Origin of the sequence: Paracoccus aminovorans (assembly GCF_900005615.1) — a bacterium.
In the GTDB taxonomy this organism is placed as follows: Bacteria; Pseudomonadota; Alphaproteobacteria; order Rhodobacterales; family Rhodobacteraceae; genus Paracoccus; species Paracoccus aminovorans.
Window position 1 is genome coordinate 2,768,491 of sequence record NZ_LN832559.1, and the last position, 15,173, is coordinate 2,783,663.

Below are 15,173 nucleotides of genomic sequence, written 5' to 3' on the forward strand. Positions count from 1 at the left end.
GACATCAATGGCGCGCGCTTCTATCGCCGCATATTCCCCCATGCCGAGTTGACTGCCAAGCGATGCTGAAGTCTTTGATCCGCCGGATCCTGCCCAGAAGCTATGTCACCGACAGGCATGGGGCCGTCAGCCGCAGGGTCGTCAGTTTGTGTGCCTTTTGCGCGACGCTGGCCATCACCATGGCCCCTTGTCTGGCGCGTGAAGTGTCGCGCCGCATAAGAGCGGACGACTATCACATCGGGCTCGCGCGTCTGGCATGGTATGTCCGGCGCAGATTTCCCAGGATGGATATGTCCCTGGACCCGTTGTATCTGTTCTGTTCCGGCATGACGCTCGCGGAACTCGAGGCGATGCGCGATTTCCTTCTGCGCTATGGTGGACGCATCAAGGCCGAGGTCCTGCTGGGCGAATTGTGCTTTCTCTCGGCAAGTGCGACGCTCCAGGCCTTCGGCACTCCGGATTACGCCCTGCATATGGGCCGGCTGAGCGCCGATGCCGACAGGCTGCTGGACCACGCCCTGCGCCATGCCTTGCCCGCTACCGACGCTTCGCCCGCAGACCTGCCCCAGCGCGACCCCGGGGCCGTCTCCTCGCGGGCGGGATTTTCGCCGCTCGGGGCCGAAGCCGCCCTGCGCGACGCGCTGGATCTGCTTGAAGGCGCGGGCTTTCGTCCGTTCATCCTGTCGGGCACGCTGCTGGGCGCAGTCCGGGAAGGCCGGATGCTGGCGCATGACTATGACATCGACCTTGGCCTTTTCGCCGAGGAAGCCGACCTGGCCCAGCTTGAACGACTGCTTTGTCACAGTCCGCCGTTCCGCTGCTTGCGCGCCGAGTCGCAGACGCTCATTCTGGGAGGTCCGGAGGGGGCGATACGATGCGATATCCCGGTGCTCTACAAGCTGCGTCACGCCGGCGGCATCGTGATCGATATTTTCCTGCACTACCGGGAACGCGACTGCATCTGGCACGGCACGACGCTTTACAGATGGGTGAACAGCCCCTTCACGTTGGCCCCTCGCGATCTTGCAGGGGTTCGCCCCTTGGCGCCCGCGACTGCCGAACAGAACCTGACCGAAAATTACGGCGATTGGCGCAAACCGAAACTGAGCTTCGACTGTGCCCTGGATACGCCCAACCTGGTGCTGCACGCCGGGCCGATGGCACTGGCGGTTTCGGTGCGACGGCTCGCAATGCTGCATTCGCGCCCGCAGGATGCGGCACGGTTGCTGGAACAGATGGCGGCGGCGGGCTTTGTCCGGCCCGATCCTCTGCGAGGTTGGAGGATTTCCGAAACCATCTTCGACGGCTCAGGGGATGCGGCGGACGAAGAAGCGCCCGTCGGGCCGGTCCGGGCCGGCGGAACACGGGACGGGACATGAACTTTGCACCTGCCGCGCATTGACTTGGCGGACTGGCGCCGGAATAAGCGCCTGCTAAGGCTGGCCCTGGCCGAGGGCCGCAGCAAGGTCAGGTTATTCATGGAAAAGATCGACAGCGCATCCGTCATCCACGTACCCCTCGACATTCCTGTCGATGAGTTGCGCGACCGAATCGCCTCGCTGCCACACCTGAACTTCATCCATGTGGATCACGCGGCGGCCAGCCGCACCAAAACCGACAGCATCATCACCCTGGCGCGCCAGGACCCGGCCCTGAAGGAAAAGCTGGTGATGATGGCCAACGCGGGGTTCCATCTTTACACCCTGCGCGAAGGCGTGTCCTCAATGGTGCGCCACCGCCGGATTCCGACGCTGTGGCGGCTGGCCATCGCGGGCGAGGTGGCTGTGGACAGCAACACCATTTTCAGCAAGTTGGAAACCGCCCCCGGCGGCGGCGAGCCGCGGCTGCTGGTCGTGTTCTCGTCGATCGCAGGCGTCATGTATACGCCCAGCCTGATGCGGCATTTCGAGCAGAACTTCGCCTCGATCGGAAAATATGTCCCCAAGAACACGCATATCATGCGCATCGCCGATTTCGGCGGCGTCGTGGGATCGTTCTACCTCAACTCCCGGGCTCTGCCCGACAACGAGGATCACATTTGTACCCGGATTGAGGATGCCGCCGCCGGGCTTGGCGTGGCGCGGGACAATATCGTGCTCTACGGCGGCTCCAAGGGTGGGACCGCCGCGGCCTTCTACGCGATGCGCCATGGATGGCGCGGGGTAGCGGCGGACCCGATCCTGTCGGACGAGCATTATGTGAATACATATAACGACTCCCATTTCACGCTCGACACATTCGCGGCCACCAAGCAGGAGCGCTTCGCCGAGCTGGTGGGTCAGGTCCACCCCGAGGCACGGCTTTCGGTGATCTGCTCGACCCGCTCGCCGCAATTTCCCTATATCGATGAGACGTTGATCGGACGCTTTCGCGACCGCTTCCTGTTCCTGAACTCGGAAAATCCCGAGATTCGTTCCCATCCCGATGTCGGGCGGCTGACCATCCCCCACGCCCTATCGCAGATCAACCAGCATCTTGCCGGGCTGGCGATCCCTGGTGGCTACCATACGGTCTGGTGATCCCGGCCGGTTGCGAAGTCAAAGGGGGGTTGTTAAGGAGGGTTCTCGGCGGGTCGGTGCATCCGCCCTGTTGCAGCGGAAATCGCAATGAAACTGACCGTCCATATCGGCACGACCAAGACTGGTTCGACCAGCATCCAAGACTTCCTGCGTCACAACCGCGCCGCCTTCGCCCAGAAGGAGATCTGTATCCCCGAGGTTCTGGGTGTGCAGGATCATCGCAAGGCCACCATATCCGCGCTAAATTTCGGGCAGTCCCAGGCTCTGATGCAAGCCTTAGGCATCCGCGATCAGCACGATCATGCCCGCTTCGTCGCGGAAACCCACGCCGCCTATCGCGAGACCATCGAGACGACGTTGCCGCGCGAGGTCGTCATCACCAGCGAACACCTGCAATCGCGCTGCAACCTAGAAGCAAATGTCACGCGCTTCCGCGAGCTTTTCGCTGAAGGATTCGCCCAGGTCCGCATCCTAGTCTATGTGCGCCCGCAGCTCGATCAACTCGTGTCGCTCTATTCGACCCTACTGCGGCACGGTTTCTCCGACACGATGGAAGAGCATATTCAGCGACTTACCAAGGGCTTCTTCAAGTATTTCGACCTTCAAGGACTCATCAGCCGCTGGGGCAACGTCTTTGGAATCGAAAATATCGAGGTGCGTCCCTACAAGGCGCTTCCTTCCCGGCAGGAAGGCGGCGTCATCGCCGATTTTTGTCGGTTTCTGGGACAGGATCACGCTGATCCGCTTTTTTCGCACCCCAAAGAGCTCAACAGTTCGATCAATATCCAGGGACAGGAACTCTTGCGCCTAGCCAATGTCAATGGCGAGCTTGATCCCGCGCAGCGCCGGCAGGAGATTGCCCGGATTGAGGCGAATTTCTCGGGACAGGGAGCAGAACCCAACCTTGCACAGGCCCGCACCTTCCAAAGCCGCTTCGACAAGGGCAACGCCTGGGTGATCGAGACTTTCTTTCCCGACCACCCGGAGTATCTGGAACCGCGCTGGCCGAAGGCGTGAGCGGACCCGATGATCAGGCGGGCATGACAAGCTTTGCCTGCCCCGGGGCCGCCGCGGATGAACCCGCCAGCCCGCAGACAATTTCGGTGAACTCCCGCATGGTTTCCTCGATATAGGGTCCGCCGATATCGGCGGGCTTCAACGCGGGCAGACGGCCCTCGATGGCAGCCTTCATCGCTTCGGCAAAGGCTTCCTCTGTCGGGGCAACGATATGGCCAAGCCCATCCTTCAACACCGAGCGCACGCCCGGGATATCCGAACCGATGCAGGTCGCGCCAAGACATAGCGCCTCCAGCAGGACCATGGGTTGCCCTTCGTAATCCGAGGACAGCATGCAGACGTCGGCATGAGCCAACAGCGGATAGGGATTCGAGACTTGACCAAGGAAACGGACCTGTTCGGCCACCCCCTTTCGACGGGCAAGCTGGACCAGCTTGTCGCGTAGGGAACCTTCGCCGCAAATCATCAGGACCGCATTCGGATGCTCCGGGGCGATGCGGGCCAATGCCCCGATCATCCGGTCGTAGCGCTTCTCAGGCGATAGCCGACCAAGGGCGACGAACCGGAATAGGCCGGGGTCTTGGAACAGCATGCCCGCCTCGGGATGCGCCAGCGAAACCGGCAGACGTGCCTTTTCCAGAACCCGTTTCACATCCAGCGTATTGCGCACGGTTCGCGCCCGCGCCGCTGGATAGAATTGCTTCAAATGCGTCTCGTTTACCGTCCGCGTTTCGTCAGAGACTGCAATGATCTGATCGAACCAACGATAGATCTGGAATACCGCGTTAAGCTGACGGTGCGCTTTCATAAGGTTGTTGTATTCAGCCCACAGATGGCTGTGCTGATAGCAAACCTTGCGTACGGCGTTGCTGCAAGCAATCAAGCTCGTCCAGTAAGGAGAGTAGCCGCCAAACTCGATAGCAATATCAAAATGAGCGCTGCCCAACACCCGCCGGGCCTCGCGCTCGAAGATGCGACGGAGTATAGGCAGGTCCCTATTAGCGTTCAGCGTATCGCCGATGCAGAAACTCTGATAAACGGACTGCTCCTCGCTAGTGCGCAGCATGTCACCATAGCGCCAGATCCAATTGCAGCGCGGATCAAATTCTTGAAACTGCTGCATACGGCCAGGTTCATTGTCCATGGCTGTCGCATCGATCAGGATATAAGGGTCAAAACGCTCGTAATCGAGGTTGGCAATCAGGCTCCTCAGCGATGCGGTGATACCGTTCGGCAGCATCCCCCCCGGCTCGATCAGCAGGCGCAGGCGCCCGTCGGGACGGCGGTGACTGGCCTTCGTCGCCGGGTCCAGCAAGGCCGCCAGCGCGGTTTCTGCGGCATGGCCGTCCTCGAACGGGGTGAAGCGTTGCCGCATCTGTTCGTAACCCGGGAAGTCCGACGGCCGCCGGGCCGCACGGATGGCACCGACCAGACCGGCGAAATCCGTCGTATTGGCGCAAGGCAGATCGGCGGGCTCCAGATAGAGTCCCCGGTCTTCACGGTAATGGTCGATATCGGGGGTGAACAGGACGATCGGCCGGTCCACGGGCAGAAAATCGAACAGGATGCTGGAATAATCGCTGACCATGACATCGACGATGGTCAGAATGTCGTTGATATTGTCGTTCTCGGCCAGCAAGGCCATGTTCGGGGCAAGGTCGGTCTGGCGGACTCTCAGCATCTGATGCGCCGAGAACAGCACGAAATACCCCTGCCCCAGCGCCTCGGCCATCTCCCTGCAAAGCTTGGCCTGGTCGCCGAAAACCTGCGAAATCTGTGTCGAATTGCCCCGCCAGGTGGGGGCGAACAGCACGATCTGCTGATCCGCGCCGATACCGTAGCGGTCGCGCAATTGCCGCGCGGGCACCTTGGGCACGATCACGTCGTCCACGCGCGGCGCACCGCAGGGGAACAGCGCGTCCGCAAGCAGTTCATCCGCATAGCAGGGCCGGATCGTCGCCCAGCGATAATATTCGCTCAGTTCGGGAATGACGTCCGCCTGCAGGAAATTGCGTTGCGAATTGGCCTTCGACACCAGCGGCGCCACCATGTCGCGCCCCATCGCCTTCATCGGAACGCCGTGCCAGGTGTTGCAATAGTGCTGGCCGGGACGGCGGATGAACCAGGTCGGGAAGGTGACGTTGTTCACCAGATAGCCCGCTTCCAGCAGCGCCATGCCGTATTCCGCCGTGCCGGCCCGCACCAGCCGCACATCGGGGTTCCTGGCGATCTCGTCGGGGGCCGACTCGCCCTCCTTGGCGACCCAGATGATGCGGAACCGCCCCTGCGGCTGGTTGCGCAGCAGGGCGCGATACATGGCCAGGGGATTGTCGGCGAATTTCTTGCCCCAGTAGCATTCGAACAGGATCGTATCGGTCCGCGGCGCCACGCGCTCGAAATTGTCGATATAGGCGCGCGCGTCGAGCGCCTTCGCACTGGCGGCGCCCTCGCCGCTCATCATCGCGTTGTAGCGGGTTTGCAGCACCCGCGAGAGCCGTGCATAGGGACCGATATGGCGCAGCCGGGCATCAAGGGGCTTGTAGGCAAGAAGAAGGTTGCGCAAAAATGTCTTGGTCATGTTCCGGTACCATGTTGCTTGGGCGCGGCCGAAGCGGAATCGACGGTCGGGGGCGCGGAGAAAATGGCCCATATGGCCGCGATGAGCAATGGCTGCGGCCATTCTTTCGGTCCTGGTCCGATCGGTTGGACGCGATAACGGCATCAGTGCGCGGCGGCATGACAAAAGCGGTCGATCCGCCGCATGGAACCGGCCATTTTCCGCGCACGGCCGGTCGGAGATCATCATGCCTTTTTATGTTTTCGGCGGGTCCAATTCAATTTTCCGCGACGGCTGGGTGTCCAGTTTTTCCCAGCAGACAGGACAGCCCGTCCTGAACCGCTCGGTCGGGGCCACGACGACGCTCACCGGGCTTTTCCGCTTTCTGATGCCCGGAGACGGCGATCAACCGGGCGAAGGCGACTGCGTTCTTTGGGAGTATGCGCTCAACGAGGTGAACCATGTCGCACGCGGCTATCGCCGCGAGATGCTGCTGAAGAATGTCGAGCATCTCATGGCGTTGTGCCGCGCGCGCGGTTGCCGCTTCGTTCCGCTGATCCTGACTCCGCTCTGGCAGGAACGGGCGCCGCAGCGCGATCCCTATTACCAGATGCTGACGGATCTTTTCGCCCATCACGGCATCGTCCCCTTCGACGTCTCGGTGGCTTGGCGCCAGCGGAACGCGGGACAACGCCTGCCCTACGCGCTTTACACCGACAGCGCCCATTACACGCGCGCACCGGAACTGACGGCGTTCATCGCCGCCGGAGTCGCGGAACTGGTCGCCGCCTGCCGCGTTCCGGCCCCGGTCGCGCCCCTGCATACCGCGGGACGCAGCGTCGCGCTGGTCGAGGGGCTGACGCAGGGCTGGCACGAGAACGCGCTGATGCGCATTCCGACGGCGCAATTGCCGCTTTCGATCGAGCTGAACGGGCACGGCCGGGTCGCCGCCGTCTGCGCCCTCTGCCATGCGGATTTCGAAAGCGGCATCCGCGTGCAATTGCAGCGAGACGCGGACCAGATGCGGCAAATGCGCTTTTCGACCACGAACAGCAGCCATCGGCGCGTCATTCTCAAGGCGGTGTCGCTTGAAAACGCACTCGGCAAGCGTTGGGACACGCACTGGCTCTTTGGACCCGGCGACCGGTTGCTGCTTTCGCCCGCTCGCCATCCGGGAGAATTCTATGCCGAACACGAACTTCGTTCGACCTTGACGATGCCCGAAGAAAAGACGCCCGCCCGTATCGCCGGGGTGCTGTTGGAAAACGTGACCCCGGCTTGCTGACGCTGCCGGCCGAACGGGCGCAAGCGGGTCCGGCGCGCCTCTATTTCACCATGGCCGGCCGTGCGGGCTCCGGCTCGGCCGGTTGCAGGCTGCTGCGGATCATCGTGCTGGAAATGCCGTTGGTCCTTTCCAGATAGACGACTTCGCAAAGCGATGCGAGATCGTCGAACTTGCCGGCCCAGTCGCTGCCCATGGTGAAGACATCGACATGATAAAGGCGCACGTCGTCGGGCTTCTGTTCCCAGGTCCGTTCCGGGATGACCAGATCGACATAGCGCAACGCCTCAAGATGCGCCTTGCGCTCCTCCCAGCTATGGAAGGCCTGCTTGTTCTTGCGGGCATTGAACTCGTCGGTGGACAAGCCGACGATCAGATAGTCGCCAAGCGCCCGGGCCCGTTGCAGCAGACGGATATGTCCATAATGCAGGGTGTCGAAAGTACCGTAGGTCAGAATACGCCGCATCACTTCGCTCCGGGCATCCGCGCGAGTTCAGGCCGTCCCCATCGCGGCCACCCGGCGGCCAAGTCATCGTCCTGGGGCTGTCAAGTCCTCAGTCATACAGTGCTGCCCAGAAAATACAACCGCCGATCGTGCCGGTGTCGTCAAACTGGCATGTTTCCTCGTTAACCTTTGGGTTCGAGACCAACGAGGCCAGGCCAGCATGACTTTCCATCTTCCGCTCCCGCACCCCGCCGCCATGCCAGGCGACTTGAGCCGGCTTGCAGCGTTCATCGAGGCCGAAATCGTCCTCGGCATGAACGATTGTATGTCGGTGAATGAGATCGCAACGCGCATTTCCGCCAAGCTATGTGTCCTCCCCGATCATAGCGAGGTCGCGTCGGCCAGAACCCCAATCGCCAAACGCCGTTGACGCGGACGAAGGGCGGTCGGGACCGTATGCCGGGGATCGCGATGGCCCGGAAGGCCAGGATCAGCCGCAGGTCGCTCGGCACGGGCAAGGGCGCGCCCGCAGGATGGCGCAGCGTATGGAGCTGCACCACGCCGAGCCCGGCTCGCGCCGCGATGCAGCTCAGGAGAGTGTTCACCGCCTGCCGGATCAGCGGCTCGCCACGCTCCGACAGAAACAGCCAGGGCAGCGCGTCTTGGCGGCTGGCCGATTGACGTCGCAGCGCCCGAAGCCCACCACCGGCCAGCCGCTGGCTGGTCGAGACCGCGCTTCAGCCGCTGCGCCCAGAGATGGCCCGAAGTCAGGTGCAAGTCCGCGCGCCGCAGGGCGATCAACTCGCCGACTAGCAGCCCGTGCCGGTACATCGGCAACAGCGTGAGATGATCGCCGAGGAACTCTGCCGAATGGATCAGCACCAACGGCATGAGTCATAGGCATGGTGCCGGATGCATCCCCAGACCCAAGGCAAGAACGAACGCTGGCACCAGACCCCAAAGTTCGGGACTATCCAGTAGTCAATCGGCCTGAAACTGCCACGGGGAAGATTGCCGGCCCACGGCTGCATTGCCCGCCGATAGCTTCGCGATCTGCGCTAGACGGCCTCCCGCAGAAGGGCAGTTGCACCGGAGAGAAATTCGTCCTCGGGCCCTATCGCTCCAGACGCTTCAGGTTGGCCAGGATCAGTGCGGCCAGGTCGCCCTCGGCGGTGGGATCGAGCCGGGTGATGCGGATGCCCTCGGCCTCTAGCGCGGCGGTCAGCTCTGGGGTCAAGGCCCGCGCGGTCAGGACGTCCGCAATGCCCTCTTGCGCCATCCAGCGCGCCAGGCTGCCGGCGCGCTCGGGGGTCCATTCGGCAGGGGCGGCGATGATGCGGGCGCGCAGGTCCAGCCCGTAATCGGCGGCCATATAGCCGAATTGCGGCGACAAGGCCACGAAGTCGACGCTGTCGCGCGCGGCCATGGCGCGGTCGGCCTCGGATTTGGCCAGCAGCAGGTCGTGCTTCAGCGCGCGCAGGTTCTCGGCAAGGCGCGAGGCATCGGCGGGCACCAGCCGCGACAGGTCTCCGGCCACCACCTCGGCCATCTCGCCCAGACGAGTCGGCGCGAGCCAGGGCGCGGTCTCCTCGCCGGCGGGCGGCATCGGCTCCAGCCCCAGCCGGGCATAGAGCGCCGCGTCGGTGTCGTCGGGCTTCAGCATGGCGATGCCCGGCATCCGCTGGTCCAGGGGCTGGGCCGCGTCGATCTCGACGATGCGGATATTGGCGCGGCGGGCCGCGGGATAGAGCGGGTCCTCGGGCCAGAAGCTGCGGAAGGTCAGCACCGCGTCGGCCTTGCGGGCGGCCTCTTCCAGCTGCGCCCTGCCACGGCCGGCCAGGAAGGAATGCAGGCGCGAGGCCGGCAGCCGGACCGGCTGCACGGCCTCGACGGAGATCGTCGTGCCCTCGGTCAGCCGCCGCGCCAGCGCCTCGGCCGCGGGATGGGCGGTCAGCAGCGTCTCTGCCTGGGCGGCAGGGGCCAGGGCCAGCGTCAGCGCAAGGACCAGGCGTTTCATGCGGCGTCTCCTTTCAGGGCGCGGATCAGGGCGCAGAGCAGGAAGCAGCCACCCGCGACCAGGATGATCGCCGCGCCCGAGGGCACCGGCAGGTCGAACTGCATCGGCAGCAGGATTCCCGCCAGCGTCGCGAAACTGGCGATGCCGATCGAGACCCACCAGAAGCCGCGCAGCCCCCGCGCCACGGTGCGCGCCGCGGCCGCCGGGATCACCAGCAGCGCCCCCACCAGCACCGCGCCGACGATCTTGAGGCTGGCGACGGTCACCACCGTGACCAGCATGACGAAGAGATAGTCCAGCACCCGCACCGGCACCCCGCGCACGCTGGCGAGCGCCGGGTGGAAGCTAGCGATCATGAAGCGGTTGTAAAGCCAGGCGGTCAGCGCCAGCACCACGACCCCCACCACCGCCAGCACGGCAAGATCGGTGCCGTTCACCGTCAGGATCGAGCCGAAGAGCACGTTTTCCAGGATATGGACGTTGATCCGCCCCGCCAGGATCAGCAGCACCGAAGCGCCCAGCGCCAGCGACATCGACAGGAAGACGCCGATCAGCGTATCGGCGGACAGCCCGGTGCGGCCGCGCAGGTATTCCAGCCCCACCGCGAAGACCAGGCAATAGCCGAAGAGTGCGCCATAGGGGCCGGTATAAGGCTCGCCCAACAGGATGCCGATGGCGACGCCGGTCAGGGCGGCATGGCCCACGGCCTCGGCAAAGAAGGCGTGGCGGCGGATGACGACCAGCGTGCCCAGCCCGCCCAGCATCGGCCCGACGATCAGCCCCGCCAGCAGCGCGTTGACGGCGAAACCCCAGCCCAGGGCCGAGGGCAGCCAGCCGGCCTCGGCCAGCGCCTGCACGCCTTGCCGGAACGACTCGAAGCTCATGCCGCGGCCCGGTGCGAAAAGAGGCCGATCACCCGCTCGGCGGTCAGTTCGTCGCGCGGGGCGCCCTGGAACAGCAGCTGCCGGTTCAGCGCGGTGACGCGGTCGGCCAGACGGCGGACGGCGTCGAGGTCGTGCTCGACCCAGATCACGGTGACGCCGGCGGCGCGCAGCCCGGTCAGCAGGTCCTCGACCAGCGCGGCGCCGGCCTCGTCCAGCGCGGCCATGGGCTCGTCGAGGATCAGCAGGTCGGGCGCGGGGTCCAGGGCCTGGGCCATCAGCACCCGCTGCCGCTCGCCCCCCGACAGCGCACCCATTCGGCGCTGCGACTTGCCGGCCATGCCGACGCGCGCCAGCCGGGTCTCGATGCGGGCGCGGCTTTCGGCCGAAGGGCGCAGGAAGGCCGGCCGGGCGCCGTCCAGCGCGGCCAGGAAATCCTGCACCGTCATCGGCAGGCCGGCGTCGAATTGCAGCGCCTGCGGCGAATAGGCGATACGGCCCGGCGCACCCGGCCAGTCCAGCATCACCCGGCCGCGATGCGCGACCTGCCCCAGCAGGCAGCGGATCAGCGAGGACTTGCCGCCGCCGTTCGGCCCGACGACGGCATGGATGCTGCCCGCCGCGATCCGGAACGAGACGTCGCGCAGCACCTCGGTGCGGCCGAAGCTCAGCGACAGGCTCTCGAAGGAAATCGCCGGACCGGTCACGCCTGGCCTGCTTCGCGGATGGCGCGGGTGACGGTGGCCAGGTTCTGGCCCATCTCGGTCTCGAACTTTTCCGGCGTATAGTCGCCGTGGATGATATGCGACAGCGGATACATGGTGACGCCGGTTTCCGCCTGGATGGTCTCGACATAAGCCGAGGGGAAGTTGGATTCCGAAAAGATCACCGAGACGTTCATCGCCCGGATCTTCTCGATGGTGCGCGCCAGCTGCGAAGGCGAGGGCTCGATGCCATGGGCGGGCTCGACCACGGCGCTGACCTCCAGCCCGAATTCGCGCAACAGGTAGTCATAGGCGCCATGGATGGTGGCGACGCGGAAATCAGGCGACGGCGCCGCGACCACCTGCGCCAGCGCATCGGCGCGCAGCTTGCGCAGCCGGCGGTTATAGGCGCGGGCGTTGCCGGCGAAGGCCTCGGCCCGGTCGGGATGAAGCGCGCCCAGATCGGTCGCGATGGTCTGGACCTGCGAAATCGCACCGGCGATCGACAGGAAGGTGTGCGAATTCACCACCCGCCCGCCGATGGTGTCGCCCAGGCCGCGAGCGAAGGCGCCGACGGCGGGCAGCAGCGGCACGTTGCGGTTGGCCTCGATCACCGGCACGTCGGGCCGTTCCGAGGCGGCGATCATGCGGCCGGCGAAATCGTCATGGCCGATGCCGTTCAGCACCACCGCGTCCAGCGCGCCGATGCGGCGGATGTCCTCGGCCCGCGGTTCATAGGCATGGGGGTTGAAGCCGACCGGCACCAGCGGCACGGCCTGGCCGGCATCGCCGGCGATATTGGCGACCCAGGAATAATAGGGATGCAGCGTCACGCCGATGCGCAGCGGCGGCCGGGCCGCGTGGGCACGGGCGACGAAGGGCAGCGAAAGTCCGGCCGCCAGAAGGCCGCGTCTCGTCAGGCTCAATGCGGGGCATCCTTTCGGGTCACGCTGGCGTCGTAGCGGGTCACGACCTGCCGCCAGCCGGCGGCGATCAGCCCGGCATCGGCCAGGTCGGAGTCGGCCAGATCGGAGGCATCGGACAGGGTCTCGCCGATCCAGACCGTCGGCGTCCGGTCCTGAAGCCGCAGCAGCATCGCCCGCGCCGTCTCGGGCCGCTCTGGCAGGCCAAGCCAGGCGCGAAAGATTCCGGACTCGACCAGCCGCCAGCCATGTCCGCCGCGCGCCGCGGCGGTGGCATCGGCGACGAAGGGCGGCAGCCCCTCTTCGGCCAGGGCTTGCGGCGAACTGTCGGGCAGGAAGGGGATTTCCGCCGCCGCGTTCAGCAGGTCGGCGGTCAGCCCCTGTTCGGCGGCGTTCAGGCCGCTGCGCAGATCGATCTGCCAGCCCGGCAGGGCCGCGAGTTCGCCGCGGTCGCGGTGCAGCGACACCACGGCGGCCGCGACCGCCAGGATCGCCGCGACCAGCACCGCCACCGCAAGGCTTTCCCGCCGCCCCGAGGCCGGCGGGACCAGGACGCGCGTGGTCACGGGGTCAGCCCCTCGACATCCTGCCAGTCCACCTCGACCACATGGCCGGGGCCGGCGTCGAAGAGGATGTAGAACTCGCCCTCCGGTTTCGGGAAATCCACCTTGGACGAGGCGTCGAACTTGGCGGGGACCAGCACCTCCTCGTCATAAGAGATCACGTCCAGCTTGACCCCCTCGGCGCCGGTGCCGTCCGAGAACCCGCCCTGGCAGGTGATCTTGCCGCCCTGCGCCACGCAGGTGCAGAACGGATAGTGCGCTGCGGCGGGCAGCGCCGACAGGACCAGGGCCGCCAGGGCCGGGGCGATGCGTTTCATTTGCGTTTCTCCTGGATGCGGCGCAGCCAATCCGCCGTCGCGGGCGAGACCTCGGCCAGCGGGATCTCGGCCTTGTGGACGCTGCCGTCCCATTCCTCGACCGTCAGCCACAGCCCGTCGTCGGGCCGGGCGCTTTCCGGCACCGCCAGATCGGCGCTTTGCCGCGCCGGCGGGCCGCTGAACATCGCCCCCGCCGCCCGCAGCGACCGCGGCTTGCCGATGCGGACATGCACGGCGCGGATGCGGTCGTCGCAGCCGGTGCATTGGGCCAGGCGGAACACCTTGCGCTTGCCGGCGATACCGGCGTCGATGGGGGCATAGGCGTCGAATTCCACCAGCTTCAGCGCGAAAGGTCCGACCTCGACCGCGCTCGGCGCGCGCGCGCCCAGGCCCGCCTCGCCGGTATCGAGACGGGCGAGGTGATAGAAGGACGGGAAAGCCCCGACCGGCAGCAGGATCAGCAGCGCGCACAGATGAAAGCGCCAGTCCTGCCACCAGCGGCCCAGCCGGGTGGCGGCGGTGCCGCGCGCGACCCCCGCGCTCATTCCGCGGGCTCCAGCCGGGCGGCGCGGCGTTCGGCGATGAAGACGCCGGTCTCGCGCGCGGTGCGCTTGGTCCAGATCAGCATGCCCGACAGCACCATCATCGACAGCAGCACACCGAAGAGGAAATAGACCAGTTTCAGGCCGACGCCCCAGAAATCGCCGAAATGCAGCGGATACATCGATTCGGTGACCAGTTCGACCGTGGTCTTGTCCGAGACCCGGCGCAGGTCCACAACTTGGCCGTCATAGGGGTTGATCGAGGCGGTCTCGTAGAACAGCGGAACCGTCCCGCGGCCGAAGATCCCGGCGGGCGAGAAGGCGTCGCCGGGCAGCGACAGATAGTCCACATGTAGCCCCGGATGCGCCGCCTTGGCCGAGGCGATGATCGCGTCCAGGCTGACCGGCGGCAGATCGGCGCGGCTGGCGACCTGGGGCACCGTCTCGCGGTCCAGCACCACCGGCACCCCGGCGGTCGAAACGGTGATGCCGTTGTCCGACAGCAGCGCCTGGATGAAGAACCAGGTCCCGGTCACGCCGATAATGGCGACGAAGGGGATCGACCAGATCCCGGCCAGGCGGTGGAAGTCGCCCCAGAAGGTGCGGGCGCCCTTGCCGATTCGCAGCCGCGGCTTGAAATAGGCGCGCCAGAATTTCTTGTAGACCAGGATGCCGGTGATCAGCGATCCCAGCATCGGGATGCCCATGAAGGACACCGCATACCAGCCCCAGGAATAGCCGCCGGTCCAGGGCAGGAACAGCCAGCCGTGCAGGGCGCGGATGAAATAGCGGAATCCGACCGTGCCGGCGACGCCCTGGACCTGGCCGTCATAGGGGTTGACGTAAAGCGTGCTGGCGGTGCCGCCGGCATCGACGATGCCGACCGAGGGGGCGAAATGGGTTTCGACCGGCCACGAGATATCGGTGACGCGGCTGCCCGGACGCTGCTCCAGCACCGCGGCGACCATGGCGTCGGCCCCGAGCCGCTGTTCCACCCCCGCCGGGCGCGAGGCGCGGACATCGGGATTGGTCACCCAGATCAGCTCGTGGCTGATGGTGGCGATGGTGCCCGTCACGCAGATGAAAAAGATATAGGCCCAAAGCGGCAGCGCCAGCCAGCCGTGCAAAAGCAGCCACAGCCGCGCCAGACTGCCCTTCTTGCGCTTGGCCGGCCTTGCCGCCGTTCCGCCGATACGACTCTGTCCCGTCATCGTCCGCCCCGCCCTCGTCCCGCCGCGATTATCGCAAAACTTTTCAGAGTGGAATAGTCAGAAATAAGACGCGGCGGAATTGCCGCCGACGCCGCCCGGGTGTCACGGCGGCGACACAGGACGCGGAAACCGCGGACCGCCCCCTATACGGCGGCCGTCAAATCCAGCAAATACTTTGTCCGGAAGTCCGGCAGA

General features: G+C 65.5%; 15 protein-coding genes. 5 read left to right on the forward strand and 10 right to left on the reverse strand.

Features of this window, described 5'->3' with window-relative positions; genetic code table 11:
* The first annotated feature begins 62 nt into the window (after positions 1-62).
* The 3 genes from JCM7685_RS13770 (at position 63) to JCM7685_RS13780 (ending at position 3,536) form a co-directional block, all read left to right on the forward strand.
* A complete protein-coding gene (locus JCM7685_RS13770; RefSeq protein ID WP_197701058.1) occupies positions 63-1,379 on the forward strand; it encodes a hypothetical protein in 1,317 nt (438 codons plus the stop codon).
* A 99-nt stretch (positions 1,380-1,478) separates the two neighbouring features.
* On the forward strand, positions 1,479-2,519 hold the full coding sequence (locus JCM7685_RS13775; RefSeq protein ID WP_231964644.1) for an XcbB/CpsF family capsular polysaccharide biosynthesis protein: 1,041 nt from the start codon (positions 1,479-1,481) through the stop codon (positions 2,517-2,519).
* Between the two features lie 87 nt (positions 2,520-2,606).
* Entirely contained in the window at positions 2,607-3,536 is a 930-nt protein-coding gene (locus JCM7685_RS13780; protein WP_074966056.1) for a hypothetical protein, read from the forward strand.
* Between the two features lie 13 nt (positions 3,537-3,549).
* Here JCM7685_RS13780 and JCM7685_RS13785 read toward each other — a convergent pair whose 3' ends face one another.
* A complete protein-coding gene (locus JCM7685_RS13785; protein ID WP_231964645.1) occupies positions 3,550-6,216 on the reverse strand; it encodes a glycosyltransferase in 2,667 nt (888 codons plus the stop codon).
* Between JCM7685_RS13785 and JCM7685_RS13790 the strand changes: the two genes are divergently transcribed.
* Positions 6,203-7,378, forward strand: a complete 1,176-nt coding sequence (locus tag JCM7685_RS13790) for an SGNH/GDSL hydrolase family protein (protein WP_074966054.1) — start codon at positions 6,203-6,205, stop codon at positions 7,376-7,378. The genes JCM7685_RS13785 and JCM7685_RS13790 overlap by 14 nt on opposite strands.
* A 40-nt stretch (positions 7,379-7,418) precedes the next feature.
* Here the strand turns inward: JCM7685_RS13790 and tagD are convergent, their stop codons facing one another.
* The gene (gene tagD, locus JCM7685_RS13795) at positions 7,419-7,841 is read right to left on the reverse strand and encodes a glycerol-3-phosphate cytidylyltransferase (RefSeq protein ID WP_074966053.1); all 423 of its coding nucleotides are present in this window, start codon (positions 7,839-7,841) and stop codon (positions 7,419-7,421) included.
* 199 nt (positions 7,842-8,040) lie between these two features.
* Between tagD and JCM7685_RS19910 the strand changes: the two genes are divergently transcribed.
* Positions 8,041-8,250, forward strand: a complete 210-nt coding sequence (locus JCM7685_RS19910) for a hypothetical protein (RefSeq protein WP_170848884.1) — start codon at positions 8,041-8,043, stop codon at positions 8,248-8,250.
* A gap of 684 nt (positions 8,251-8,934) precedes the next feature.
* Here JCM7685_RS19910 and JCM7685_RS13800 read toward each other — a convergent pair.
* Genes JCM7685_RS13800 through JCM7685_RS13835 form a run of 8 tightly spaced genes read right to left on the reverse strand, consistent with a single transcriptional unit; the run spans position 8,935 to position 14,978 of the window.
* A complete protein-coding gene (locus JCM7685_RS13800; RefSeq protein ID WP_074966052.1) occupies positions 8,935-9,837 on the reverse strand; it encodes a metal ABC transporter solute-binding protein, Zn/Mn family in 903 nt (300 codons plus the stop codon).
* Entirely contained in the window at positions 9,834-10,721 is an 888-nt protein-coding gene (locus JCM7685_RS13805) for a metal ABC transporter permease (RefSeq protein WP_074966051.1), read from the reverse strand. Before JCM7685_RS13805 ends, JCM7685_RS13800 begins: the two co-directional genes overlap by 4 nt.
* Entirely contained in the window at positions 10,718-11,425 is a 708-nt protein-coding gene (locus tag JCM7685_RS13810; protein WP_074966050.1) for a metal ABC transporter ATP-binding protein, read from the reverse strand. Before JCM7685_RS13810 ends, JCM7685_RS13805 begins: the two co-directional genes overlap by 4 nt.
* The gene (locus tag JCM7685_RS13815; protein WP_074966049.1) at positions 11,422-12,348 is read right to left on the reverse strand and encodes a metal ABC transporter solute-binding protein, Zn/Mn family; all 927 of its coding nucleotides are present in this window, start codon (positions 12,346-12,348) and stop codon (positions 11,422-11,424) included. Before JCM7685_RS13815 ends, JCM7685_RS13810 begins: the two co-directional genes overlap by 4 nt.
* A complete protein-coding gene (locus JCM7685_RS13820; protein ID WP_074966048.1) occupies positions 12,345-12,911 on the reverse strand; it encodes a DUF6162 family protein in 567 nt (188 codons plus the stop codon). Before JCM7685_RS13820 ends, JCM7685_RS13815 begins: the two co-directional genes overlap by 4 nt.
* Positions 12,908-13,225 carry a hypothetical protein gene (locus JCM7685_RS13825; protein ID WP_074966047.1) on the reverse strand — a complete coding sequence of 106 codons (318 nt, stop codon included), beginning with the start codon at positions 13,223-13,225 and terminating at the stop codon, positions 12,908-12,910. The genes JCM7685_RS13820 and JCM7685_RS13825 overlap by 4 nt, the downstream gene beginning before the upstream one ends.
* Complete coding sequence (locus JCM7685_RS13830) at positions 13,222-13,770, reverse strand: thiamine pyrophosphate-binding protein (protein ID WP_074966046.1); 549 nt, start codon at positions 13,768-13,770, stop codon at positions 13,222-13,224. Before JCM7685_RS13830 ends, JCM7685_RS13825 begins: the two co-directional genes overlap by 4 nt.
* Positions 13,767-14,978, reverse strand: coding sequence for a PepSY-associated TM helix domain-containing protein (locus tag JCM7685_RS13835; RefSeq protein WP_074966045.1), 1,212 nt, complete (start codon positions 14,976-14,978; stop codon positions 13,767-13,769). Before JCM7685_RS13835 ends, JCM7685_RS13830 begins: the two co-directional genes overlap by 4 nt.
* Positions 14,979-15,173 lie beyond the last annotated feature (195 nt).